The sequence below is a fragment of the Nocardioides sp. Leaf285 genome, from assembly GCF_001422955.1.
In the GTDB taxonomy this organism is placed as follows: domain Bacteria; phylum Actinomycetota; class Actinomycetes; order Propionibacteriales; family Nocardioidaceae; genus Nocardioides; species Nocardioides kribbensis.
Genome location: NZ_LMNH01000002.1, coordinates 98,011 through 120,955, shown reverse-complemented (window position 1 = coordinate 120,955; position 22,945 = coordinate 98,011). Strand labels below are relative to the sequence as shown.

24 protein-coding genes are annotated in these 22,945 nt (G+C 75.9%); 11 read left to right on the top strand and 13 right to left on the bottom strand.

Annotated elements, in window-relative coordinates; translation table 11 throughout:
* Positions 1-93: 93 nt before the first annotated feature.
* The 4 genes from ASF47_RS05800 to ASF47_RS05785 all read right to left on the bottom strand — a co-directional run bounded on the left by ASF47_RS05800 (position 94) and on the right by ASF47_RS05785 (position 3,313).
* On the bottom strand, positions 94-771 hold the full coding sequence (locus tag ASF47_RS05800) for a 3-oxoacid CoA-transferase subunit B (protein WP_056863091.1): 678 nt from the start codon (positions 769-771) through the stop codon (positions 94-96).
* Positions 768-1,484 (bottom strand): 3-oxoacid CoA-transferase subunit A, encoded by a 717-nt coding sequence (locus tag ASF47_RS05795; protein WP_056863090.1) that lies wholly within the window; start codon positions 1,482-1,484, stop codon positions 768-770. The genes ASF47_RS05800 and ASF47_RS05795 overlap by 4 nt, the downstream gene beginning before the upstream one ends.
* Positions 1,481-2,731, bottom strand: coding sequence for a thiolase family protein (locus tag ASF47_RS05790; protein ID WP_056863089.1), 1,251 nt, complete (start codon positions 2,729-2,731; stop codon positions 1,481-1,483). Before ASF47_RS05790 ends, ASF47_RS05795 begins: the two co-directional genes overlap by 4 nt.
* Before the next feature lie 72 nt (positions 2,732-2,803).
* Entirely contained in the window at positions 2,804-3,313 is a 510-nt protein-coding gene (locus ASF47_RS05785; RefSeq protein ID WP_056863088.1) for a MarR family winged helix-turn-helix transcriptional regulator, read from the bottom strand.
* 91 nt (positions 3,314-3,404) lie between these two features.
* Here ASF47_RS05785 and ASF47_RS05780 point away from each other — a divergent pair, with 91 nt between their 5' ends.
* Positions 3,405-4,196, top strand: coding sequence for a pirin family protein (locus ASF47_RS05780; protein WP_056863087.1), 792 nt, complete (start codon positions 3,405-3,407; stop codon positions 4,194-4,196).
* 96 nt (positions 4,197-4,292) lie between these two features.
* Positions 4,293-4,796 (top strand): VOC family protein, encoded by a 504-nt coding sequence (locus ASF47_RS05775; RefSeq protein WP_056863086.1) that lies wholly within the window; start codon positions 4,293-4,295, stop codon positions 4,794-4,796.
* A gap of 55 nt (positions 4,797-4,851) precedes the next feature.
* Here ASF47_RS05775 and ASF47_RS05770 read toward each other — a convergent pair whose 3' ends face one another.
* From ASF47_RS05770 to ASF47_RS05755, 4 genes are all read right to left on the bottom strand, one after another.
* Complete coding sequence (locus tag ASF47_RS05770) at positions 4,852-5,661, bottom strand: IclR family transcriptional regulator domain-containing protein (protein WP_082500132.1); 810 nt, start codon at positions 5,659-5,661, stop codon at positions 4,852-4,854.
* Positions 5,662-5,839: 178 nt separating this feature from the next.
* Complete coding sequence (locus tag ASF47_RS21655) at positions 5,840-8,110, bottom strand: sugar phosphate isomerase/epimerase and 4-hydroxyphenylpyruvate domain-containing protein (RefSeq protein ID WP_200918970.1); 2,271 nt, start codon at positions 8,108-8,110, stop codon at positions 5,840-5,842.
* A 6-nt stretch (positions 8,111-8,116) separates the two neighbouring features.
* Positions 8,117-9,157 (bottom strand): shikimate dehydrogenase, encoded by a 1,041-nt coding sequence (locus ASF47_RS05760; RefSeq protein WP_082500065.1) that lies wholly within the window; start codon positions 9,155-9,157, stop codon positions 8,117-8,119.
* Positions 9,154-10,545 carry an MFS transporter gene (locus tag ASF47_RS05755; RefSeq protein WP_056863085.1) on the bottom strand — a complete coding sequence of 464 codons (1,392 nt, stop codon included), beginning with the start codon at positions 10,543-10,545 and terminating at the stop codon, positions 9,154-9,156. Before ASF47_RS05755 ends, ASF47_RS05760 begins: the two co-directional genes overlap by 4 nt.
* A 112-nt stretch (positions 10,546-10,657) precedes the next feature.
* On the opposite strand from ASF47_RS05755, the gene ASF47_RS05750 reads away from it, so the two are divergent.
* From ASF47_RS05750 to ASF47_RS05735, 5 genes are read left to right on the top strand one after another with little or no spacing between them, the layout of a single operon-like run.
* Positions 10,658-11,713, top strand: coding sequence for a LacI family DNA-binding transcriptional regulator (locus ASF47_RS05750; RefSeq protein ID WP_056863084.1), 1,056 nt, complete (start codon positions 10,658-10,660; stop codon positions 11,711-11,713).
* 50 nt (positions 11,714-11,763) lie between these two features.
* Entirely contained in the window at positions 11,764-12,324 is a 561-nt protein-coding gene (locus ASF47_RS21440; protein WP_056863083.1) for a TlpA family protein disulfide reductase, read from the top strand.
* The gene (locus ASF47_RS20970; RefSeq protein WP_156697765.1) at positions 12,324-12,479 is read left to right on the top strand and encodes a hypothetical protein; all 156 of its coding nucleotides are present in this window, start codon (positions 12,324-12,326) and stop codon (positions 12,477-12,479) included. Before ASF47_RS21440 ends, ASF47_RS20970 begins: the two co-directional genes overlap by 1 nt.
* Positions 12,480-12,500: 21 nt before the next feature.
* Positions 12,501-12,905, top strand: a complete 405-nt coding sequence (locus ASF47_RS05740) for a TlpA family protein disulfide reductase (protein ID WP_056863082.1) — start codon at positions 12,501-12,503, stop codon at positions 12,903-12,905.
* Between the two features lie 49 nt (positions 12,906-12,954).
* Complete coding sequence (locus ASF47_RS05735) at positions 12,955-13,215, top strand: hypothetical protein (protein WP_156697764.1); 261 nt, start codon at positions 12,955-12,957, stop codon at positions 13,213-13,215.
* 145 nt (positions 13,216-13,360) lie between these two features.
* Here the strand turns inward: ASF47_RS05735 and ASF47_RS05730 are convergent, their stop codons facing one another.
* The 5 genes from ASF47_RS05730 to pcaH form a co-directional block, all read right to left on the bottom strand.
* The gene (locus ASF47_RS05730) at positions 13,361-14,020 is read right to left on the bottom strand and encodes an SCO family protein (RefSeq protein WP_162242264.1); all 660 of its coding nucleotides are present in this window, start codon (positions 14,018-14,020) and stop codon (positions 13,361-13,363) included.
* Positions 14,021-14,210: 190 nt separating this feature from the next.
* Positions 14,211-15,566 carry a bifunctional 3-oxoadipate enol-lactonase/4-carboxymuconolactone decarboxylase PcaDC gene (gene pcaDC, locus ASF47_RS05725; RefSeq protein WP_235558654.1) on the bottom strand — a complete coding sequence of 452 codons (1,356 nt, stop codon included), beginning with the start codon at positions 15,564-15,566 and terminating at the stop codon, positions 14,211-14,213.
* Positions 15,563-16,771, bottom strand: a complete 1,209-nt coding sequence (locus ASF47_RS05720; protein WP_056863079.1) for a lyase family protein — start codon at positions 16,769-16,771, stop codon at positions 15,563-15,565. Before ASF47_RS05720 ends, pcaDC begins: the two co-directional genes overlap by 4 nt.
* A 4-nt stretch (positions 16,772-16,775) precedes the next feature.
* Positions 16,776-17,369 (bottom strand): protocatechuate 3,4-dioxygenase subunit alpha, encoded by a 594-nt coding sequence (gene pcaG, locus ASF47_RS05715; RefSeq protein WP_056863078.1) that lies wholly within the window; start codon positions 17,367-17,369, stop codon positions 16,776-16,778.
* Complete coding sequence (gene pcaH / locus ASF47_RS05710; protein ID WP_082500061.1) at positions 17,366-18,241, bottom strand: protocatechuate 3,4-dioxygenase subunit beta; 876 nt, start codon at positions 18,239-18,241, stop codon at positions 17,366-17,368. Before pcaH ends, pcaG begins: the two co-directional genes overlap by 4 nt.
* A gap of 103 nt (positions 18,242-18,344) precedes the next feature.
* Between pcaH and ASF47_RS05705 the strand changes: the two genes are divergently transcribed.
* The 4 genes from ASF47_RS05705 (at position 18,345) to ASF47_RS05690 (ending at position 22,863) form a co-directional block, all read left to right on the top strand.
* Positions 18,345-19,745 carry an MFS transporter gene (locus tag ASF47_RS05705; RefSeq protein ID WP_082500060.1) on the top strand — a complete coding sequence of 467 codons (1,401 nt, stop codon included), beginning with the start codon at positions 18,345-18,347 and terminating at the stop codon, positions 19,743-19,745.
* A gap of 54 nt (positions 19,746-19,799) precedes the next feature.
* On the top strand, positions 19,800-20,546 hold the full coding sequence (locus tag ASF47_RS05700) for an IclR family transcriptional regulator (RefSeq protein ID WP_056863077.1): 747 nt from the start codon (positions 19,800-19,802) through the stop codon (positions 20,544-20,546).
* 373 nt (positions 20,547-20,919) lie between these two features.
* Entirely contained in the window at positions 20,920-22,239 is a 1,320-nt protein-coding gene (locus ASF47_RS05695; protein WP_056863076.1) for a hypothetical protein, read from the top strand.
* A gap of 3 nt (positions 22,240-22,242) precedes the next feature.
* Positions 22,243-22,863: a class F sortase gene (locus ASF47_RS05690; protein WP_056863075.1), complete on the top strand. Its 621-nt coding sequence runs from the start codon at positions 22,243-22,245 to the stop codon at positions 22,861-22,863.
* The last annotated feature ends 82 nt before the right edge of the window (positions 22,864-22,945 follow it).

The window sequence follows — 22,945 nt, the reverse complement described above, 5'->3', positions numbered from 1 at the left end:
GATGGTCCCAGACCGCGCCGCCGATCGGACCCCCTCCGGGCGAAGTCCACCCTTTCGGGTGCCCGACGCGCGGGCCCGGTCGGGGCCGGGCGGTCAGGCCCGCACCAGCGGTACGTCGAGCCGCGCGGCCAGCTCGTCGTACGTCGTGCCCCAGGTCTCGAGCACCTCGACCCCGCGCCCGTCGGGGCCGGTGCCGACGCGGAAGGTCGCGAGGTCGGTGTAGACCCGGTCGACGCAGCCGGCACCGGTGAGGGGGTAGGTGCAGGCCTCGACCAGCTTGGGCGAGCCGTCCTTCGCGAAGAGGCTCATCATCACCAGCACCTGCTTGGCGCCGATCGCGAGGTCCATGGCCCCGCCGACCGCGGGGATGGCGTCGGGCGCCCCGGTGTGCCAGTTGGCCAGGTCGCCGCCGGCGGCGACCTGGAAGGCGCCGAGGACGCACACGTCGAGGTGGCCGCCGCGCATCATGGCGAAGGAGTCGGCGTGGTGGAAGTAGGAGGCGCCGGGCAGCTCGGTGACGGGGACCTTGCCGGCGTTGGTGAGGTCGGGGTCGACCGGGTCGTCGGGTCCGCCGGTGGCGGCCGGGCCCATGTGGAGCATGCCGTTCTCGGTGTGGAGCACCACGCCGGAGCCCTCCGGCAGGTGGTCGGCGACCAGGGTGGGCTGGCCGATGCCGAGGTTGACGTAGGAGCCGGGCGGGATGTCGCGGGCCACGACGGCCGCCATCTCCGCCCTGCCCAGCGGGCCGCGGTCGGTGTGCTCGAGGGTCATGCCTGCTCCTGCTGCTGGAGGTCGCCGGCCATGACGCCGGGGCCCGCCCCGGGGGCGGCGACGACGCGGTCGACGTAGATGCCGGGGGTGACGACGTGCTCGGGGTCGAGCCCGCCGACGGGCACCACGCGGGAGACCTGGGCGATGGTGGTGCGGGCCGCGGTGGCCATGACGGGACCGAAGTTGCGCGCGGTCTTGCGGTAGACCAGGTTGCCCATCGCGTCGGCCACGTGGGCGCCGATCAGCGCGTAGTCGCCCCTGATCGGGTGCTCGAGCACGTAGGTGCGGCCCTCGATCTCGCGGGTCTCCTTGCCCTCGGCCAGGGGCGTGCCGACGGCGGTGGGGCAGAAGAACGCCCCGATGCCGGCGCCGGCGGCCCGCATCCGCTCGGCCAAGGTGCCCTGGGGCACGACCTCCAGCTCGATGCGCCCGGAGCGGTAGAGCCCGTCGAAGACCCACGAGTCGGACTGGCGGGGGAAGGAGCAGACCATCCTGCGCACCCGCCCGGCGGCCAGCAGCGCGGCCAGGCCGGTGTCGCCGTTGCCCGCGTTGTTGGACACCACGACCAGGTCGGAGGCGCCCTGCCGGATGAGGGCGTCGACGAGGTCGACGGGCATGCCGGCCATGCCGAAGCCGCCGATCAGCACCGTCGACCCGTCCTCGACCCCGGCGACGGCCTCGTCGTGGGTCTCGTGGACGGTCGTCGCGCTCACGCCCGGCCCGTCCCGGCGTGCTCGTTCTCCAGCACCACGGCCAGGCCCTGCCCGACGCCGATGCAGATCGCCGCGACGCCCCAGCGCTCGCCGCTGGCGCGCAGGCGGTGGGCGAGCGTGCCGAGGATGCGCGCACCGCTGGCGCCGAGGGGGTGGCCGATCGCGATCGCGCCGCCCCAAGCGTTGACCACCTCGGCGTCGCGCAGGCCGCGCGCGAGCCAGGCGTCGACGCAGGCGATCGACTGCACGGCGAAGGCCTCGTTGAGCTCCACGGCCCCGACGTCGCCCCACGCGACGCCCGCGCGGTCGAGGGCCTTCTGCGCGGCCTCCACCGGGGCGTAGCCGAAGCGCTGCGGCTCGAGCGCGTGGACCCCGCGGCCCGCGACCCGCGCGAGGGGCTCGGCGCCGAGCAGCTCGGCGGCCGACGCCGAGCCGAGCACGAGGGCCGAGGCGCCGTCGTTGAGCGGCGAGGCGTTGCCGGCGGTGATCGTGCCGCCCGCCTCGGCGCTGCGGAAGGACGGCGTGAGGCCCGCCAGCGACTCCGCGGTCGAGCCCGGGCGGATGCCCTCGTCGCGGGCCAGGTCGACGCCGGGCACCGGCACGACGAGGTCGTCGTAGCGCCCCGCGGCCCACGCCTCGTCGGCCAGCACGTGCGAGCGGGCGGCCCAGGCGTCCTGACGGGCCCGGTCGATGCCGAGCTCCTCGGCGAGCATCTCGTTGCTCTCGCCGAGCGAGACGGTCCACTCCGCGGGCATCCGCTCGTTGACCAGGCGCCAGCCCAGGGTGGTCGAGACGGCGGTGACGTTGCCGGCGGGGAAGGCGCGCGAGGGCTTGGGCAGCACCCAGGGCGCCCGGGTCATCGACTCCACGCCGCCGACGACCACGACGTCGGCGTCGCCGGTCTCCACGGTGCGCGAGCCCTGCATGGCGGCGTCGAGGCTGGAGCCGCAGAGGCGGTTGACGGTGGTGGCCGGCACGGAGACGGGCAGGCCCGCGAGCAGGACGGCCATCCGCCCGACGTTGCGGTTGTCCTCACCGGCGCCGTTGGCGTTGCCCCACAGCACGTCGTCGATGCGCGCGGGGTCGAGGTCGGGCAGCCGGTCGAGCACGCCGCGCAGCGCGGTCGCGGCCAGGTCGTCGGGGCGCACCTGGGCCAGTGCGCCACCGAAGCGGCCGAAGGGCGTGCGGGCCGCGGCGTAGAGGTGGGAGGTGGCGGCCCCGGAGGCCGGGGCGGGCGAGGACGGCATGGCGGGCTCCTGTTCCGAGCGCGACGTCCGGCAGCGTTCGCATGCCGAACATTCATTCGCTCTGCGAACAGGCTACCCCTCCTCGGCGTCCAAGCGCGAGAGGATCCGGGTCATGACCTCGCCGAAGGCGGCGACCTCGTCCTCGCTCAGGGCGTCGAAGACGAGCGAGCGCACCGTGCGCACGTGGTCAGGGGCGGCGCGCTCGATGGCGGCGCGACCGGCGTCGGTGACCGCGATGAACGCTCCGCGTGCGTCGTCGACGCAGTCCTCGCGCTCGACCAGTCCGCGGCGCCCCATCCGACCCACGTGGTGCGAGAGCCTGCTGCGCTCCCACTGCAGCGAGGCAGCAAGCGCCGAGACGCGCATGCGACCCTCGTCACTCTCGGTCAGCCGCACCAGCACGTCGAAGTCGGGCAGGGACAGGTCGCTGCTGCGCTGGAGGTCGCGGTGCAGGGCGGCGGGCAGGCGGCCCGACACCCGGATCCACTGGCGCCAAACCGCCTGCTCGCGGTCGTCGAGCCACGGAGCGTCGGCATCGGCGGCATCAACGGCGGCGTCGACGCCGGCGGCAGAGGTGGTCATGGGGACACCCTACGGAATAGTTGACATATCACCTAGGTTGAACTCTGGTAGTTGACGTATCATCTACCCATCGTCCCCGGGAGGACCACCCATGAGCGACCGCAGCACCCCCCGCAGCAGCGCCGTCCGGCTCGACGAGGGCCTCGACGTCCGGCGCTCCTCCGACCGCTTCGCGAGCAGCTTCGGCTGGCTCGACTCCAAGCACTCGTTCTCCTTCGGCCACCACCACGACCCGGCCAACACCCACCACGGGCTGCTGCTGGTCAACAACGACGACGTGGTCGACGCGGGCACGGGCTTCGACACCCACCCGCACCGCGACATGGAGATCGTCACCTGGGTGATGCAGGGCTCGCTGGTCCACCAGGACTCGACCGGTCACTCCGGCATCATCTACCCCGGCCTGGCCCAGCGCATGAGCGCCGGGCGGGGCATCCTGCACTCGGAGAAGAACGACTCCTGGCGTCTCGAGGGGCAGGCCCACACCGACCCGGTGCACTTCGTGCAGATGTGGGTCGTGCCGGACGAGTCGGGCGTCGTGCCCGGCTACGAGCAGCTCGAGATCGACGCCGAGCTGATGAGCGGCAGCCTGGTGCCGGTCGCCTCCGGGATGAAGCAGCACGACGGCGCCTCGGCCATCCGCATCCGCAACCGCTACGCCGCGCTCCACGCCGCGCGGCTCCAGCCCGGCCAGAGCGTCGAGCTGCCCGACGCGCCCTTCCTGCACCTCTTCGTGCCGCGCGGTGAGGTGGTGCTCGAGGGCGCCGGCCCGCTCGCGACCGGCGACGCCGTGCGCTTCACCGCCACGGGCGGCCAGAAGGTGACCGCCACCGAGCCGGCCGAGATCCTGGTGTGGGAGATGCACGCCACGATCGCGGCCTGAGCCCGTCCAGGGCGTTCCCGCCCTCCCCGCACCTCCCCCGCACCAGCACCCGCACCAGCACCAGCACCAGCACCGCACCCAGAGAAGGAGCCCCCCGTGAGCGAGCAGGACCGCGACCTCGTCGCCATCGAGGCCGAGCGCACCCGGATCCGCGACACCCACCTGCGTCCGGCCGCCGAGCGACCCGCCTCCACCGCACGGGGTCTGCACCACACGGCCCTGATCAGCAGCGACGTCGAGCGCACCGTCCGCTTCTACCAGGACGTCCTCGGCTTCCCGCTGACCGAGCTGATCGAGAACCGCGACTACGCCGGCTCCTCGCACTTCTTCTTCGACATCGGCAACTCCAACCTGCTGGCGTTCTTCGACTTCCCCGGTCTCGACGTCGGCTTCTACGCCGAGGTGCTCGGCGGCCTGCACCACCTGGCCATCTCGGTGGAGCCCGAGCGCTGGGAGGCGCTGCGGGCCCGGCTCACCGAGGCCGGCGTGGAGCACGAGGTCCACTCCGGGGTCTCGATCTACTTCCGCGACCCAGACGGCGCGCGCATCGAGCTCATCGCCGACCCGCTCGGCGAGATGTACGGCGAGCACGTCCTCTGACCCACCGGCGCCCGGCCGTGGGAGGAGCCCGCCACGATGCAGCTGCGCAAGCGCCTCAGCCCGCCGTGAGGGCGAGGTCGGCCGCCACGGCCGCGGCGGTCTCCCGCAGGGCCTCGAGGTGGGTCAGCGGGTCGGGCCCGGTGGCCGAGGTGGAGATGTTGAGGGCCGCCACCACGGCGCCGTGCGCGTCGCGCAGCGGCACGGCGAGGGAGCGCAGGCCGAGCTCGAGCTCCTGGTCCACCAGCGCCCACCCCTGCCGGCGGGTCTCCTCGACCCGGTCCCGCAGGACGCTCGCCTCGGTCACGGTGTGCGGCGTGAGCGGGGTGAGGGCGGCAGCGTCGAGGTGGGCCGCGACCGCCTCGTCGGACAGGGCCGCCAGCAGCACCCGCCCCATCGACGTCGCGTGGGCCGGGAAGCGGGTGCCCACGGTGATCCCCACCGTCATCAGCCGCCGGGTCGCGACCCGCGCGACGTAGACGATCTCCGCACCGTCGAGCACCGCCGCCGACGTCGACTCGCCCACCTGCGCCGAGAGCCGCTCAAGGTGCGGCTGGGCGACCTGCGGCAGCCCCATGCCCGACAGGTACGCCGTGCCGAGACGCAGCACCTGCGGGGTGAGGGCGAAGCTGGTGCCGGTGAGGCGCACGTAGCCGAGCTCGACCAGGGTCAGCAGCAGCCGTCGCACGGTGGCCCGGCTCAGCCCGGTGCGGGCCGCCACCTGGCTGAGCGTCATCGAGCCGTGGTCGGCGTCGAAGGCCGTGATCACGTCCAGCCCCCGCGCCAGGGACTGCACGAAGTCCTCGCCCGGACCGCGCCGCCGGCCCGCCGGCGCGGCGGCAGCGGAGTCGGGGACGGGCTCGTTCATGGCGGCGAGCATAGGGCGGGACGGCAGCGTCGCAGGCCGCGCCGCACCCGGCCCGGGGCGACCTGCTCGCGTGCTAGGGGGAGGGGCACGGTCGTGCCCCTCCCCCTAGCAGCAGGACACGACCTGCGGAGTGGCCTCGTGGCGACCCACCCCGCCGCCGGCCGCCGTCTCCCCGTGCTCAGCCGCACCGGACGGCCGCGGCCGCCCGGCCCGCCTCGGCCGCACGGTCGGTCAGAGGGCCGGTCGGGGGATCGGTCGCCGGGTGGATCGCAGGGTGGATCGCAGGGTGGATCGCCGGGTCGGCCGCCGCGTCGGCCTGGGCTGCGAGCCGCACGTGGGTGCCGGCCTGGCCGTAGCCGTCGTAGCCCCCGCGGCGCTCGACCAGCTCTACGTGGAAGCCACCGGGCAGCACCGGGGTGTAGAGGTGCAGCAGCTCGCCGGCGCCCGCGCGGTCGTAGAGCAGCCCGTGCTCGCGCAGGTCGGCGATCCGCTCCGCGCCGAGGTCGAAGCGGGCGTCGAGGTCGACGTAGTAGTTGTCGGGCACCGGCATCAGCGCGATCCCCGCCTCACGCAGGCGCCGGGAGGCGGCGTGGGCGTCGGGCACGGCGAAGGCCACCTGCGTCACGCCGCGGCGCGGTGGGCCCGAGCGGGAGGTCTCGGCGACGTTGAGGACGACGCGCAGGTCGCCCTCGTGGGGGCGGAGCGCGCGGCTGCGGAGGCGACCCGCGGGCTCCATGAACTCCTCCACGGGGCCGGGCTCGAGCGCGAGCAGGGTGCGGTGGAAGGAGACCTCCTGGTCGAGCAGCTCGCGCGGCACGGCCACGCCCACGTGGTCGACGCCGAGCCAGCCGTGGTGCGTCCGGCCGGCGGCCTCCGGACGCACGGGGGCATCGGCCCCGCCCTGGTCGACGGAGGCCTGGTCGACGGAGGCCTGGTCGACGGAGGCCTGGTCGACCGGAGTCCGGTCGACGGAGGCCGTGTCGACGGAGGCCTGGTCGACGGAGGCCTGGTCGACGGAGGCCGTGTCGACGGAGGCCCGGTCGCCGGGAGTCCGGTCGAAGTCGCCCTGCCAGTGGTCGGCGCGGCCCGGCTCGTCGGAGAGGTGGACGTGGAGCCCGGAGGGGGCGGTGATCCCCGGGAGCAGGGCCTCACCCGCGCCGCGCAGGCGGTCGACGGCCGGCCACAGGAGGGCCCCCGCCCGGGCCGCGACCGACGCGACCGGCGGTGCCACCAGGCCGAGCGCGGTGACGGCCCCCGCCCGCGAGCCGGGCGGCAGGTCGGCCGTGCTCGCGTCGACCACCACGTGGGCCTCGCCGTGGCGCCACCACGTCACCGGCTTCGTGCGGTGCCGACCGGCGACGACGAAGCCGAGCCCGGCGAGCAGGTCGCCCACCCCCGGACCGTCGACGACCTCGACGAAGGCGGCGTCGGTGCGCCGCGCCGGCGGAGCGACGGCCCGGACCACCCCGCGGGCCGACGACACCGCATCCGCCCGACCGGCCGACGAACCGCCCGACGGACCGCCCGACGAGCCGCCCGATGAGCCGCCCGCCCCGGCGTCGGACAGGTCACCCGCCGGGTTGCTCTCCCTGGCGCCGGCCGCACCACTCGCCGCTGCATCCGCCGCTGCACCCAGTCGTGCGGCGAGCTGGTCCTCGAGGAAGACGAGGGAGCGCATGGCGTCGCGCGCGGTGACGTCGGGGTCGGCCTCACGCACGACGTCGGAGAAGACCTCGAGGGAGAGCGGTCCCCGGTAGCCCGCCTCGAGGGTGGCGGCCACGACGCCGGCCACGTCGAGGGTGCCCTGGCCCGGGAAGCAGCGGAAGTGCCGACTCCACTCGAGAACGTCCATGTCGAGCGCGGGCGCGTCCGCGACCTGCAGGAAGCCGATCCGCTCCCCCGGCACCCCCGCGAGGGCGGAGCCGTCGTCACCGCGGGAGAGGAGGTGGAAGGTGTCGACGGCGAGGGTGACGGCCGGGTGGTCGGCACGACGCACGACCTCCCACGCCTGGCCGACCCGGCTCACGTGGCGGCCCCAGGCGAGCGCCTCGTAGGCGATGCGGACGCCGGCGTCGGCGGCGAGGTCGCCCAGGGCCGCGAGCTGCTCCGCGCTGAGGTCGGGGTCGTCGACCGCGTCGGCGCCCGCGTGGGAGCAGCACAGCACGACCGGTGCACCCAGGTCGGCCATCACGGCGAGCTTGGCGCGGAAGCGGTGCACCACCCGGGCGAAGTCGGCCGGAGCCACTCCCTCGACGTCGCGCACCGGCTGGAAGAGGTCGACGGACAGTCCGAGGTCGGCGCAGCGCCTCGCGACCTCCCGGGGTGAGAGGTCGCTGGAGACGAGGTCGTTGTCGAAGAGCTCGATGCCGTCGAAGCCCGCCGCGGCGATCGCCGGCAGCTTGTCGACGAGCCGCCCGCTGAGGGAGACCGTGGCGATGCCCGTGCGCACGCCCGCTCAGCCCCGCCCGGCCATCGACCCGGCCGGAGACCCGGCCGACGACCCGGCCGACGACCCGGCCGACGAGTCGTCGGGGCCGGCCCCGGAGCGCCCGACGGCCCCCGCGTCCGGATCCGCGCCCGCCCGCACGCCAGCACCAGCGCCCGCACCAGCCGCGCCGGCCGCACCGGTCAGCTCCGCGAAGTGGCGCGACATCCGTGCGGCGTCGGGCACGTGCCCGGTGAAGAGCTCGAAGGCGCCCACCGCCTGGTGGACCGCCATGCCGCCGCCGGTCACGACCCGGCACCCGCGGTCGCGCGCCAGCCGCACCAGCTCGGTCTCGAGCGGGAAGTACACGACATCGGAGACCCACAACCGGGGGTCGACCAGCCGCGCCGGCACCGCGGTGCCCGGGTGGCCGAGCATCCCGACGGGGGTGGCGTTGACGACCCCGCCCGCCCCGGCCAGCGCACCCTCGAGGTCGGTCGAGGCACCGACGCGCTCGTCGCCCCAGCGCTCGGCCAGGCGCACGGCGCAGGCCTCGGCGCGCTCGTGGTCGGCGTCGACCACGGTGACGTGCTCGGCGCCCTGGTCGAGCAGGCCGTAGCCGACCGCCGCGCCCGCACCGCCGGCCCCGACGAGCACGACCCGGTCCTCGACGGCGTCGGGCAGCACCTGCCGGAAGGCCCGGCCGTAGCCCGACCAGTCGGTGTTGCGGCCCAGCGCCCGCCCGTCGCGGAAGACCACCGTGTTGACCGCCCCGAGGTCGGCGGCGTCGTCGGAGAGGTCGTCGAGCAGCGGGATCACGGCCTGCTTGAAGGGGTGGGTGACGTTGAGCCCGTCGTAGCCCAGCCGCCGCGCCCAGGCCAGCACCTCGGCCAGCAGCTGGTGCGGGGCGAGACCGCCGAGGTCGCCGAGGTCGCGGGAGTCGGCGTCGAGCAGCCGGTAGGTCAGGGCCAGGCCCGCCTCCCGCCCCTCCCGCTCCTGCATCGCGGGGGTGAGCGAGGCGCCGATGCCGCGGCCGACCAGCCCGAGCAGGTACGACGTACGCCCGGTCACGCCACGCCCACCGGGGTCGCGGCCGCGCGCGCCGAGCGCTCGGCGCGGGTGGGGCCGAGGTCGCGGGTGGCGACGAGGTGGGTGGCGCGGGGGCCGGTGAGCACCGCGACGCCGGAGACGACGCAGGCGCCGCACGCGAAGGCGGCCACGCGCCACCAGTTGTCGGCCTCGCCGGCCATCAGGGCGCCGGCGATGGTGGGGGTGAAGCCGGCCAGGGCGAAGCCGAACTGGGTGCCGATGGCCATGCCCGACAGGCGCACCGAGGTGGGGAAGTACTCCGCGTAGGTCGCGGGCCACACGGCGTTGGGCATCGAGTAGACGACCCCGGCGAGGGCCACGCCGAGCACGAAGAGCAACGGCACGTCGCCGGCGGCGATGGCACCGAGGAAGGCGGTGACGAGCACCGCGCTGCCGACCAGGCCGCCGAGGAAGACCGGCTTGCGGCCGACGCGGTCCGACAGGCGCGCCCACAGCGGGATCGTGGCGATGGCGACCAGGTTGGCCACGATGGCCAGCCACAGCATGGTGGTGCCGCTGATCTCGATGCCGTAGTCCTCGGAGGTGGCGAAGCTCAGCGCGAACACCTGGAACATGGTGTTGACCATGGCCACGAAGGCGGCGAAGAAGACGCGCAGGACGCTGGGCCAGTGGTCGGCGAAGAGCTCGCGCAGCGGCGTGCGGGCCGGTCGGGCACCCGCCGCTCCGGCGGCGGCGTCGGCGCGGAACTCGGGGGTCTCCTCCAGCGAGCGGCGGATCACGAAACCGACCACGAGCAGCACCGCGCTGAGCAGGAACGGCACCCGCCAGCCCCACGAGAGCAGCTGGTCCTCGGGGAGCACCGCGGCCAGCGGCAGGAAGATCGCCGGCGCCAGGACCTGCCCGCCCTGGGTGCCGCCGAGGGTGAAGCTGGTGAAGAAGCCGCGGCGGTCGTCGGGGGCGTGCTCGAAGCTCATGGCGTTGGCCCCGGCCTGCTCGCCGGCGGCCGAGAGGCCCTGGAGCAGGCGGAGCACGACGAGGAGGGCCGGCGCGAGCAGACCGACCTGGTCGTAGGTGGGCAGGCAGCCGATGAGGAACGTCGAGACGCCCATCAGCAGCAGCGTGCCGACCATGACCGCCTTGCGGCCGACGCGGTCGCCGATGTGGCCCATGAGGAAGGAGCCGAAGGGGCGGGCGACGTAGGCGACGCCGAAGGTGGCCAGGGCGGCGATCGTGCCGGCGCCGCCGTCGCTCTCGGGGAAGAAGACCTCGGGGAAGACCAGGGCGGCGGCGGTGCCGTAGATCGCCAGGTCGTAGTACTCCAGCGCGCTGCCGCTCCAGGCGGCCAGCGCGGCCTTGCCCGGGGTGCGGGCCTGCTCGACCTCGGCGGCCGGGCTCGTGGGTGCGTCCATCGTGTTGCCTCCAGGTGTGGCGACCGTCTCACGGTCGGCGACTGCGGTGGACGCTAGGAGTGGCTCCCATCACATGACAATCGTTTGCCACAAATTGCCATACGATGCCGCCGTGGACTCCCCACCGACCGCGCCCGGGCCCCGCCGCCGCGCCACCATCACCGACGTCGCCCGCGAGGCCGGCGTCGCGGCCTCGACCGTGTCGCGCTCCTTCACCAACCCCGGCCGGGTCAACCACCGCACCCGGGCCCACGTGCTCGAGGTGGCCGAGCGGCTCGGCTACGCCCCCGACCCCACCGCCCAGGCCCTCGAGTCGGGACGCCGCGGCACCGTCGCCCTCGTCGTGCCCGACATCACCAACCCCTACTTCGCCGGCGTCATCAAGGGCGCCGAGCGCGCGGCCACCGCCGCCGGCACCACCCTGGTCATCAGCGACTCCCAGGAGAGCGCGGCCACCGAGGAGCAGCTCGTGCGTCGCCTCGGCCCCGCCGTCGACGGCTTCGTGCTCGCCGCGTCGCGCCTGCCCGACGAGACCCTCGCCCGGCTCGCCGAGACCGAGGCGATCGTGCTGGTCAACCGTGCCGCCGCCGCCCTGACCTGCGTGGTCGCCGACTACGACGCCGGCACCGAGCAGATCGTCGCCCACCTCGCCTCCCACGGGCACCGCGCGTTCGTCTTCCTCGGTGGCCCGGCCGAGTCGTGGTCGGGCGCCCGGCGCTGGGCCGGCCTGCGCGCCGCGGCCGAGCGCCACGACCTCGCCGCCACCCGCTTCGGGCCCTTCACCCCCACCCGGGCCGCCGGGGCCGCCGCGGCCGACTCGGTGCTGGCCGCCGGTGCCGCCGCCGTCGTGGCCCACAACGACGTGCTCGCCATCGGCGTGCTCGGCCGCCTCGCCGAGCGCGGCGTGCGGGTGCCCGACGACGTCAGCGTCGTCGGCTTCGACGACGTCTTCGGCGCCGACTTCTGCCACCCGCCCCTCACCACGCTGGCCGAGCGCACCGAGGACGCCGGGGCCCGGGCGCTGGAGGCCCTCCTCGCCCAGGCCGCCCTGCGCGGCGGGCGTCGGGGAGCCCGCCGCCCGCCCCCCGAACGGGCCGGCGACGTGCCGGCGCGGGTGCTGCCCACCTCGCTCGTCGTACGCCGCTCGACGGGACCCGCGCCCACCTGAGCCGGGCGCGCGGGCGGGGCCAGGCGCGCCCGGCCGGTACCGTGGAGGGCGTGCCGCGCCGCCTGCTCCGCCCCCTCGCCGCCCTCACCGCTGCCGCGGTCTGGACCCTCGCCGGCTGCTCGACCACCTACGTCGACTCCACCCCCGACGGCGCCGACGAGGACGCCCCGGTCGCGGCCGGCTGGACCCGCGTCGACCCGATCGCGGCCGAGCTGCCCACCGACCAGCCCCTCGGCGGCACCGACGCCACCAGCGCCGACCTCACCGAGCCCACCCTGGTCAACGTCTGGGCCAGCTGGTGCGAGCCCTGCCAGGCCGAGATGCCGCTGCTCGACGAGGTGTCGCGCTCCGGCGACCTCCAGGTGCTCGGCCTCTCCCGCGACGTCACCGCCGCCCAGGGCCAGACCATGATCGACGACCTCGACGTCACCTTCGACAGCTGGCTCGACGCCGACGCGGAGTTCGCCGTCGCCCTCGACGGCCGGATGCCGCTCAACAGCGTGCCCGCCTCGGCCATGGTGGTCGACGGCGAGGTCGTGGCCGTGCACCTCGGCGAGTTCCGCGATCGCGCCGAGGTGCTCGACGGCCTCGACTACGTGCCCGCGCGCTGATGCCGCGCCCCGCCGGTGCCGTCAGGACCGGTCGTCGGCCCCGGCACGCCGCCCTCGTCACGGCCGGCGCCGCGCTCCTGCTCGCCGGCTGCTCCACCACCTACGTCGACACCTCCCCCGACACCCGCCCCGCCGACCTCCCGCAGTCGGGCTGAATCGCCGTCGACCCGATCGCGGTGACGCTGCCGACCGACGCGCCCCTGGGCGCGGCACCGGCGACGGCGCCCGATCTCGACGAGCCCACCCTGGTCAACGTCTGGGCCAGCAGCTGCGGCCCCTGCCGCGAGGAGATGCCGCTGCTCGACCGGGTCGACGCCTCCGGTGACCTGCAGGTCGTGGGGCTCTCACGCGACGTCTCCACCGACGACGGCGAGGACCTGATCGCCGACCTCGGTGTCGCCTTCGACAGCTGGCAGGACGCCGACCTGTCCTTCCTGCGCTCCCTCGACGGCCGGGCGTCGCTGGTCTGGCTGCCCGCCTCGGCGATGGTCGCGGACGGCGAGGTGGTGGCCGTCCACGTCGGGCCGTTCCACTCGCGCGCCGAGGTGCTCGAGGGACTCGACCACGTGCCCGGGCGCTGAGACACTGAGGCGCGACCATCCTGCGTGGAGCGCCGCTAGCCTGGCCGCCATGGCCACGCCCCGCACCCGCCCCCGAGCGGCGAGGACACGGACCTCGCCGGTCGTGCTCGCCCTGGCCGGAGTCGTGGCCGGAGCCACCCTCGCCAGCGTGGCCTGGATCGCCGTGCTGCTCGCCGCTGCCTACGGTCCGCTCGGCAGTGCGGGCATCCTGTCGGCCGTCGTGGGCCTCACCGTCGTCACCGGGCTGCTGCTGCGGCGTCACTCCCCGCGGCGGCGCCGACCGGCCGCGAGCCCGTCCTCGCCGGGCTGAGGCTCATCCAGGCGGCGCCGGACGTCGAGGCCGGGCAGGCCGCCTCGGACGGTCGGACCGCCTCGGTCGGGCGCGGGCGGTCGTGCGCGGGCGGGCGTGCGCGGGCGGGCGCGGGCGGCCGGCGCGGTGCGGCGTACGGGCCGGGTCAGCCCTGGCGGACCTCGCCGGTGAGCAGGAAGCCGATGTCGTCGGCGAACTGGCTGGGCGAGGTCTCGCGGCCCCAGATCGCCGGGGCCTCGCCGTCCTGGTCGACGGCGATGACGTAGGTGCCGTGGGCGTTGGGGTCGTAGCCGCCGCCGGGCAGCGCCTCGCCGTCGTCGACGTAGACGCCGACCGACTCCCCGAGCTGGTTGACGGCGTCGAGGTCTCCGGTGAGGCCGGTGAAGGAGGGGTCGAAGTTGCCGAGGTAGTCGTCGATGACCGCCGGGGTGTCCTTCTTCGGGTCGGTGCTGACGAAGACCACGTCGACCTCGCTGCGCTGCTCCTCGTCGAGCTTGAGCAGCCCCGAGGCCAGGGAGTTGAGCACCTGCGGGCAGATGTCGGGGCAGGAGGTGTAGCCGAAGAAGAGCAGCGTCAGCGGCTTGTCGGCGTCGGTGGCCAGGGTGAAGGGCTGGCCGTCGGTCGTCTCGAGGGTGGTGTCGGCGACCTCGAAGGGCGGGTCGACCACGCGGCCGGTGAAGTCGACCTGCTGCTCCTGCGAGCATCCCGAGGCGACCAGCGCGGTCACGGTGAGAGCGGCCAGCGCCCCCGCCGTACGCCGCCGTCGCGGGCTCGGACTGGTCGGTCGGGCGGATCGGATGCGCACGGGATCGATGGTACGAGGGCCTCCCGCAGGCCCCGCCGGGCCGGTGGCGGCCGGTCGCGACCGGTGTCGGCTGGGCCACAGCCGCCACGTCAGCCACACCTGTCGGCCCGGACCCGCACCTGTCGGCCCACGCACCGGCCGACAGGTGCGGGTTTCGCCAGCCGGCTGGTGAAACCCGCCGAGCCGCCCCTCAAGCCTCCCCGAGGTCGGCCAGCACCTGCTGGGCGACGCGGAAGGCGGCGTTGGCGTCGGGGACGCCGCAGTAGATGGCGGTCTGGAGCAGGACCTCGCGGATCTCCTCGACGGTGACGCCGTTGGTGCGGGCGGCGCGCACGTGCATCGCGAGCTCCTCGTGGTGGCCGCGGGCGACGAGGGCGGTGAGGGTGACCAGGGAGCGGCTGCGGCGGTCGAGGCCGGGGCGGTTCCAGACGCCGTCCCAGGCGTAGGCGGTGATGAAGTCCTGGAAGTCGCGGGTGAAGTCGGTCGTGGCGGCCCGGGCGCGGTCGACGTGGGCGTCGCCGAGCACCTCGCGGCGGGTGACCAGGCCGGCGGCGACGCGCGGGTCGTCACCGTCGTACGCCGCGGGCGCCGCGCCACCAGCGCCACCACCCGCGCCGCCGACGGCTCCGGGGCCGGCGAGCGCCTCGTCGATCGACCCGCCGAGCAGGTGCGCCCGCACCAGCCGGGCCACGACCTCGGGGGCCTCGGCGGGGGCGAGGTGGGCGACGTCGGGCAGCTCGACGTAGGAGCCGTGGACGACGCCCTCGGCGATCGCGCGCAGCGACCCCGGCGGGGTGGCGACGTCGTGGCTGCCGGCGACGGCGAGGACGGGGGCGGTGATCTCGCCGAGGCGGTCGCGCACGTCGAAGGCGGCCAGGGCGCCGCAGACGGCGACGTAGCCCTCGTCGCGGGCCGCCGAGAGCGCGTGCAGCAGCGCGGAGCCGGCCTCGGGCTCGCGGTCGAGGAAGCCGGGCCCGAACCACCGCTGCGCCGACCCGCTCACCATCGCGGGCGTGCCGGAGTCGGTGACCGTGGCCATCCGCTCGGTCCAGGAGGCGGCGGTGCCGATGCGCGCGCCGGTGCACAGCAGCACGGCGGCGTCGACGCGGTCGGGGGCGTCGAGGAGCAGCTGGAGGCCGACGGCGCCGCCGACGGAGTCGCCGGCGTAGGCGAAGGACGAGGCGGGCGGGTCACCGCGCTGGGTCATCACCTCGTCGACCAGCACGAGCACGCCGGCGGCCAGCCCGGCCAGGTCGAAGGCGCGCGCGGGCACGGCGGTGTTGTGGCCGTGTCCGGGCAGGTCCCAGGCCAGGACGTCGAAGGCCTCGGTGAGTCCGGCCGCGGCGCAGCGGGTCCACAGGGTGGCGGCCGAGGTGCCGAGCGAGGGTCCGAGCACGAGCAGGGGGAGGTCGGCGCGGTGGGCGGCTCCGCTGAGGCGCACCCCGGTGACCGCGGGCACGACCGGCGGCTCGCCGGAGGACGCACCCGCCGTGGCCGGGGCAGGACGCGGGGCGGGGGTCGGGTCGGGGGTCGGGTCGGGGGTCACGGGGTCACCTCACGGGCTCGGTGGAGGACGGCGTCGACGAGGGCGTCGGTGGCGCCGAGGTAGGTCGGTCGGGGGTCGCGCCCGGTGAGGGCGGCCATGCTCCGCTGCTCCGCGCGTACGTCGGAGCCCGCGGCCTCCAGCGTGGCCGCCATCCGCGCGGGGTGCACCCGGAGGCCGGCGAGCAGGTCGGCGGTCTGGGAGGCGGCGGTGCAGGTGCGGCGCAGCAGGTCGCGCAGGGTGGCCCACTCGGCGTGCCAGGCGCCGTCGGCGCGCTGGTCCACCTGGTCGGCGGCGGCGAGGTGGAGGGTGGCCGCGAGCTGGGGGGTGGTGAGCGCGGCGCGCCGCACGAGCACGGCCAGCACGGGGTTGGCCTTGTGGGGCATGGTCGAGGACCCGCCCCCGGCGCCCTCGGAGAGCTCGCCGATCTCGGGGCGGGCCAGGGTGAGCACGTCGCGCGCGACGTGGCCCCAGGCGTCGGTGCAGCGCACGGCGGCGTCGCCGACGCGGGTCAGCGGGCTGCGCACGCCGTGCCACGGCACGGCCGGCGCGAGACCGAGGGAGGTGGCGACCTCGGTGGTGAGCGCGAGGGGGTCGTGGCCGGGCGCCAGCAGCTCGCCGAGGGCGGCGAGGGTGCCGGCGGCGCCGCCGAGCTGCGCGGGCAGCGCCCGCCCGCCGAGGGCGGCGACCTCGTCGTGGGCGTCGAGCACGCCGCCGAGCCAGCCGGCGGCGACGAGGCCGAAGGTCGTGGGCACGGCGTGCTGGGTCAGCGTGCGGGCGGTCATCGCGGTGGTGCGGTGCTCCTCCACCAGCGCGACCAGGGTCGTGACCTGCACGCCGAGGTGGGTGGCCACGTCGTCGAGGGCGGCGCGGGCCAGCAGCACCAGCGCGGTGTCGACGACGTCCTGGCTGGTCAGGCCGCGGTGCAGCCAGCGCGCGGCGTCGGTCTCGGCGCCGAGGCGGGAGCGCAGCAGCGCCAGCAGCGGGAGCACCGGGTTGCCGCCGGCCTCGGCCCGCTCGGCGAGGCCGGGGAGGTCGCCGGGGCCCACGAGGCCGCCGAGGTCGGCGCGGGCGCGCACCGGCGCCACGTCGGCGGCGACGAGCGCGGCGAGCCAGGCCTGCTCGACGTCGAGCATCGCGGCCAGGAAGGCCTCGTCGGAGAGGACGTCGCGGGCCCGGTGGTCGCCGGGCCAGAAGAGGTCGGCCACGGCGTCAGTGTGTCCCACCGTCGCCGGGGGCCGCTCGCGCGGCGTGGTCGAGGAAGACGGTCTCGTGCTCGCCCTGCAGCCGCAGGTCGATGAGCAGACCGTGCTCGTCGTCGGTGCAACGCAGGGTCGCGGCGCGCGGACCGAGCGCGGCGAGGAGGTCGTCGTCGGGCGCGTCGGGGAGGTAGGCCCGAGTCTGGAGCCGGTCGAGCAGGCCGCGGGCGAGCAGCGTCAGGGCGACGTACGGCGTGCCCGGGCGCAGCGTCACGAAGGACCAGCGCCCCTCGCCGTCGGTGGCGCAGCGGCCCCAGCCGGTGAAGGTGACGCCGTCGCGGCGCAGCGAGCCGGGCTGCTGCACGACCGTGCCGTCGGGGGCGGTCTGCCACAGCTCGACCAGCGCGTCGGGCACGGGCTCTCCGGCGCCGTCGAGCACGCGGCCCCGGAGCACCACCGAGCCGGGCGAGCCGGGCGGCACGAGCTCGCGGTCGCGGGGGAAGGGCAGGGCGTCGTGGAAGAAGGGCCCCACGGTCTGCCCGGGCGTGGGCGCGGCGGGCGTGGGGTCGGGCGTGGGAGCGGGCGTGGGAGCGGCGGGGGTGCTCATCGGGCGTCTCCTGCTCGGTGCTCGGCGTGGTCCGGCTCGACGTCGTCCTCGCGCGGGGTGCGGTGGGAGCCGGTGAGCACGATGTCCCAGCGGTAGCCGGTGGCCCACTCGGGCTGGGTGAGGTCGTGGTCGTAGGTCGCGACGAGCCGGGCGCGGTCGGCGGGGTCGGTGACGGCCTGGTAGATCGGGTCGAGGGCAAAGAGCGGGTCGCCGGGGAAGTACATCTGCGTGACCAGGCGCTGGGTGAAGTCGGTGCCGAAGAGCGAGAAGTGGATGTGGGCGGGTCGCCAGGCGTTGCGGTGGTTGCGCCACGGGTAGGGCCCCGGCTTGATCGTGGTGAAGCGGTAGGTGCCCTCGGCGTCGGTGAGGCAGCGCCCGACCCCGGTGAAGTGTGGGTCGAGGGGTGCGGGGTGCTGGTCGCGCTGGTGCACGTAGCGCCCCCCGGCGTTGGCCTGCCAGACCTCGACGAGCTGGTGGCGCACGGGGCGACCCTCGCCGTCGACCACGCGACCGGTGACGACCATCCGCTCGCCGATCGGCTCGCCGCGCCCGCCGATGGTGAGGTCGGCCTCCAGCGGGTCGACGTCGCGCCGCCCGAAGACCGGGGCCCACAGCTCGAGCCCCTCGGGGTCGACCTGGTGCAGGGCCTGGGTGGGGTGGCGCAGGGCGGAGGACCGGTAGGGCGGGTAGTCCAGGCGCGGCTGGCGCCCGGGGGTGCCGTCGAGCGCGGCGATCTCGGCGCTGACCTCGGCCTGGCTGCCGGGCTCGGGGGCGGGCTCCGGGGTGGGCTCCGGGGTGGGCTCCGGGGTGGGCTCCGGGGTGGGCTCCGGGGTGGGCTTCGGGGTGGGCTCCGGGGTGATGGGTGTGCTCACCCCGGCACCGTAGGGCGACGCCGGTCACACCGGCGCCGCCGTCCTTCCGCTGACCGGAAGCGGCCGGTGGTCGACGTGATGTGAGCGCTGTCACGGTGAGGCCATGTCCTCCTCCCCCTCTCCCACCCCCGCGCGGCCCGGCACCGCCTCCGGGACCACCTCCCCCGGGGCGGCCGGCGTCCCCTCCGGACCCGCCGGGGCGGCGAGCCCCGCCGCGTGGTGGCCGGTGGCCCTCTGCTGGGTCGCGGTCGCCCTCGACGGCTTCGACCTCGTGGTGCTCGGGGTCGTCATCCCGGTGCTGTCCGCGACCGGGGCCCTGGCGTTCACCGACGCCTCACTCACCTGGGCCTCCACCCTCGGCCTGGTCGGGGTCGGCATCGGCGCGGTCGCGGTGGGCCCGCTCACCGACCGCTTCGGTCGTCGCCGCGCCCTCCTCACGAGCATCGCGGTCTTCTCCGTGCTCACGCTGGTGCTCCCGCTGGCGCGCACCGTCACCGAATTCACCGTGCTGCGCTTCCTGGCCGGTCTGGGTCTCGGCGCCTGCCTGCCGACCGCCCTGGCCTTCATGTCCGAGCACGCGCGGCCCGGCCGCGGCGGCAGTGCCGTGACCCGCATGATGACCGGCTACCACGTCGGCGCCGTGCTCACCGCCCTGCTCGGGCTGTGGCTGGTCGACGCCTACGGCTGGGAGGCGATGTTCGTCGTCGGCGGCGTCGCCGGCCTGCTCACGCTCCCGGTCATGTGGGCCCGCCTGCCCGAGTCGGAGGCCTACCTCCGCGCCCGCGACGAGCGCGCGACCGCGGGACCCACCTCGAGCAGCACCACCGGCGCCACCACCCGTGGCGCCGGCGACCCCGACCGCCACGGCTCCGTCACCCCCGACGCGCCCGTGGCGCGCGCGGCGCGCGCCTCCGACGTGGTCCGCGGGGTCTACCTGCGCATCAGCCTGGGGCTGTGGGTGGCCTCGTTCATGGGCCTGCTGCTGGTCTACGGGCTCAACACGTGGCTGCCGAAGATCATGGGCGAGGCCGGCTACTCCATCCAGGCCGGCACCGGCCTCATCCTGGTGCTCAACGTGGGCGCCGTGATCGGGCTGCTGGTCGCCGGGCACATCGCCGACGCACGTGGCAACAAGCGCACCGTGCTGGTGTGGTTCGGGCTCGCGGCGGTCTTCCTCGCGCTGCTGAGCATCCGCATCGAGAGCTCGCTGCTGGTCTACGTCGGCGTGCTGCTGGCGGGCGTCTTCGTCTTCAGTGCCCAGGTGCTGGTCTACGCCTTCGTCGGCCACCTCTACCCGCCGCAGGTGCGCGGCACCGCGCTGGGCATGTCGGCCGGCGTCGGTCGCGTCGGCGCCATCGTCGGGCCCTCGCTCGGCGGCGCGCTGGTCACCGCCGGCGTGGCCTACCCGTGGGGCTTCTACGCCTTCGCCGTCGCGGCCGTGCTCGCCGTCGTCGCCCTGGCCACCGTGCCCGCCCACGTGCGGGCCTCGGCGACCGCGGCCTGAGGAGTGGCGCCGGCCGGGGTCCACCGACCGGCGCCCGGTGGCAGGATCGCGACCATGGCCGGCAACTCCTCCGCCCCCGGGGCCAGCGTGGCCAGCAAGGTGCTGGCGCTGCTGGAGGCCTTCGACGAGGACCACCGTCAGCTCTCGCTGACCACGCTGGCGCAGCGCGCCGGCCTGCCCGTGCCGACGGCCCACCGCCTGGTGGCCGAGCTGGTCGGGTGGGGGGCGCTGGCCCGCGTCGAGAGCGGGGAGTACGTCGTCGGCCGTCGCCTCTGGGACCTCGGCCTGCTCGCCCCGCACCAGGCCGGGCTGGTCGAGATCGCCTCGCCCTTCCTGCAGGACCTGCACGCCGCCACCCGCTCGACCCTGCACCTCGCGGTGCGCGACGGCCTGGAGGTGCTCTACCTCGACCGCCTGCGCGGACACGCCTCCGTGCCGGTGGTCAGCACCGTCGGGTCACGGCTGCCGCTGCACGCCACCGGGGTCGGCAAGGTGCTGCTGGCCCACGCGCCCGCCGACGTGCAGGCCCAGGTGCTCGCGCGGCTGACCCGGGTGACGCCCTACACCGTGGTCGCCCCCGGCACCCTGCGCCGCCAGCTCGACCGGGTCGTCGCCGAGGGCTACGCCACCACCTCGGAGGAGATGAGTCTCGGCGCGTGCTCGGTCGGCGTGCCCGTGCGCCGCGGGGACGAGGTCGTGGCCGCCGTCGGCATCGTCGTGCCGTCGCTGCGCCGCGACCGGGCCCGTCTCGTGGCCGCCCTCGAGGTCGCCGCCCGCGGCATCGGCCGGTCGCTGGGCTGAGCGCCGGCCGGCGCGCGGGCGGGGCGTCATGCGCCCCGTGGATGCGCATCCACCCCCCGCATGACGTCCCACCCGCGGCCACCACAGCCACCCGCTCGCCGCCGCCCGGCACACCCACCCCACGACGTCATACGCCCCGTGGATGCGCATCCACCCCTCGCATGACGTCCCACCCGCGGCCACCCGCGACCACCCGCGACCACCCGGGGCGTCATGCGCTCCGTGGATGCGCATCCACCCCGCGTATGACGTCCCACCCCGCGGCCACCACAGGGGTGGGAGCCGCCGCGCCGGCGTAACCATCAGCGGGCGGCCCCGTTGAGTGAGCGTGGTCACGCGCGTGGCCGCACGCCTTGGGAGGGGTTTCTCGGACATGTCAGCACCCGCAGCACGCCGTACGCCCGGCCGGACCGGCCGCGCCCGCACCACCGCCCGCACCACCGCCCGCACCGCCACCCGGGTGGCCGCGACGACGGCCGCCGCGGCGGTGGCCGCGCTGGCCGCGAGCCCGGCGATGGCGGCCGGACCGGTCGCCCAGGCCAGCGCGACGGCGCTGGAGGTCACGGTGGCCAGCACGCCCACCGACTCGGGGTCCTACTCCGTGACCAACGACGGCCGCCGCGAGCGCGCCACCGGCACGAGCTCCCCGGCGATCACCGCCCTGGCCGGCCAGGACTTCGTGGGCGCCGGCACCCTCGCCCAGGACGCCACCACCCGCATCGTGGGCCGCGACGGCCGCTCGGCGGCGTGCGCCGGGCTCGCGGGCGACGGCGCCACGGTCGCCGCCGCCGGCGACAGCAGCTGCCTGACCCCGGGGCAGAACCTCACCCTCGACGCCGCGTCGCTCGACCTCACCGGCGTCCAGCTGGTGCAGTCCGACGTCCTGCAGGGCCTCGACCAGCAGCTCCAGGACGCCCTCGCCCCCGTGCTCGACCAGGTCTTCCCCGCGCTGCAGGACGCCGTCGGTCAGGTGCTCGACGCCGCCGACCTCGGGGTCTTCCTCGACGCCGGCGCCATCCAGAGCCGCTGCACGGCCGCGCCCGGCACCGCCGACGGCAGCGCCGACCTCGCCGACGTCAGCGCCTACGCACGCGTGATGGGACAGCGCGTCGACCTGGTCTCGCTGCCGGTCAGCCCCGCCCCCAACACCAAGGTCGTCACCGACCTCGGCGAGGTCGCGGCGCTGCTCGAGCAGGCGCTGCAGGAGCAGCTCACCACCGCCCTCGACGGAGCCCTCGGCCCGCTGGGCGACGCGATCGACCAGGCCGCCGTCGTGGAGGAGGCGCTCGCGACCCTCGGGGAGCAGCTCGCGCCGCTGGAGGAGAACGTCCTCGACCTCACCCTCAACAAGCAGGTCCGCCCCAGTGACGGCGCCATCGAGGTCACCGCGCTCGACCTGGCCGTGCTCCCGGTGACCAGCGACTTCGGCGTCGAGGTGCTCGGCGCCCAGGTCGGCCGCAGCACCTGCGGCCCCAACGGCCGCGTCGGCGCGCCGCCGCAGACCCCCGACCCGACCCCGACGCCCCAGCCCACCGACGTGCCCACCTCGGTGCCGGCCGGCGTGGCCGAGGCCGGCGCCACCGCCGGACCCGACGAGGGTCTGGGCGCCGGCGGCACCCTCGCCCTCGGCGGGCTGCTGGCCCTGGCCGGCGCCGCGGGCGTCGCGAGCTGGCGCCGCGCCACGAGGGCCTGAGCCGTGGGCACCGACAGCCCCGCCGGCCCGGGAGCCGGAGCCGGGGCGGGCGTCACCGCCCGTCTCGGAGCCCTCACCACGGCCCTGCTCGTGCTGGGCGTCGGGCTCGTCCTCGGTGGGCTGGTCCTGCCCAGCGGCACCGACGACAGCGGCCCGTCGTACGCCGACCTGGGCCCGGCCGACCCCGTGCGGCTGCAGGTGCGCTCGCTGCGCATCGACGCCCCCGTCGTGCCCGTCGCCGTCACCACCGACCGTGTGCTCGACCCGCCCACCGACGTGCTCGACGTCGGCTGGTGGGACGCCTCCGCGCAGCCGGGCGCCGAGAGCGGCCAGACCGTGATCGCGGGCCACACGGTGCACACCGGCGGCGGCTCGCTGGACCGCCTCGGCGACGTGCGGCGCGGCGCAGCGGTCGACGTGACCACCCCGCGGGGCCGGATGCGCTACGAGGTGACCCGCGTCGTGGTCTACGACAAGGACCAGCTCGCGGCCAACGCCCAGCAGGTCTTCGGCCAGGACCGTCGCGACGGGCGCCTCGTGCTCATCTCGTGCACCGACTGGGACGGCGCGGCCTACGCGAGCAACGTGGTCGTCTTCGGCCGCGCCCTCGGCGAGCCGGTCTGACCCGGCTCTCCGGACAGCCCGGGGCCGACCGGGGCCGACCGGGGCCGACCGCCGGCCCGGTTCCTGGCCGGCCTCGCGACCG

What these genes read in the sequence shown, in the direction of transcription:
- ASF47_RS05735 (WP_156697764.1), top strand. Translation starts at nt 12,955, where the DNA reads ATGGCCACGCCCCGCACCCGCCCCCGAGCGGCGAGGACACGGACCTCG.
- ASF47_RS05780 (WP_056863087.1), top strand. Translation starts at nt 3,405, where the DNA reads ATGAGCGACCGCAGCACCCCCCGCAGCAGCGCCGTCCGGCTCGACGAG.
- pcaG (WP_056863078.1), bottom strand. Translation starts at nt 17,369, where the DNA reads ATGAGCACCCCCGCCGCTCCCACGCCCGCTCCCACGCCCGACCCCACG.
- ASF47_RS05705 (WP_082500060.1), top strand. Translation starts at nt 18,345, where the DNA reads ATGTCCTCCTCCCCCTCTCCCACCCCCGCGCGGCCCGGCACCGCCTCC.
- ASF47_RS05770 (WP_082500132.1), bottom strand. Translation starts at nt 5,661, where the DNA reads ATGAACGAGCCCGTCCCCGACTCCGCTGCCGCCGCGCCGGCGGGCCGG.
- ASF47_RS05790 (WP_056863089.1), bottom strand. Translation starts at nt 2,731, where the DNA reads ATGCCGTCCTCGCCCGCCCCGGCCTCCGGGGCCGCCACCTCCCACCTC.
- ASF47_RS05755 (WP_056863085.1), bottom strand. Translation starts at nt 10,545, where the DNA reads ATGGACGCACCCACGAGCCCGGCCGCCGAGGTCGAGCAGGCCCGCACC.
- ASF47_RS20970 (WP_156697765.1), top strand. Translation starts at nt 12,324, where the DNA reads ATGCCGCGCCCCGCCGGTGCCGTCAGGACCGGTCGTCGGCCCCGGCAC.
- ASF47_RS05785 (WP_056863088.1), bottom strand. Translation starts at nt 3,313, where the DNA reads ATGACCACCTCTGCCGCCGGCGTCGACGCCGCCGTTGATGCCGCCGAT.
- ASF47_RS05700 (WP_056863077.1), top strand. Translation starts at nt 19,800, where the DNA reads ATGGCCGGCAACTCCTCCGCCCCCGGGGCCAGCGTGGCCAGCAAGGTG.
- ASF47_RS05800 (WP_056863091.1), bottom strand. Translation starts at nt 771, where the DNA reads ATGACCCTCGAGCACACCGACCGCGGCCCGCTGGGCAGGGCGGAGATG.
- ASF47_RS05695 (WP_056863076.1), top strand. Translation starts at nt 20,920, where the DNA reads ATGTCAGCACCCGCAGCACGCCGTACGCCCGGCCGGACCGGCCGCGCC.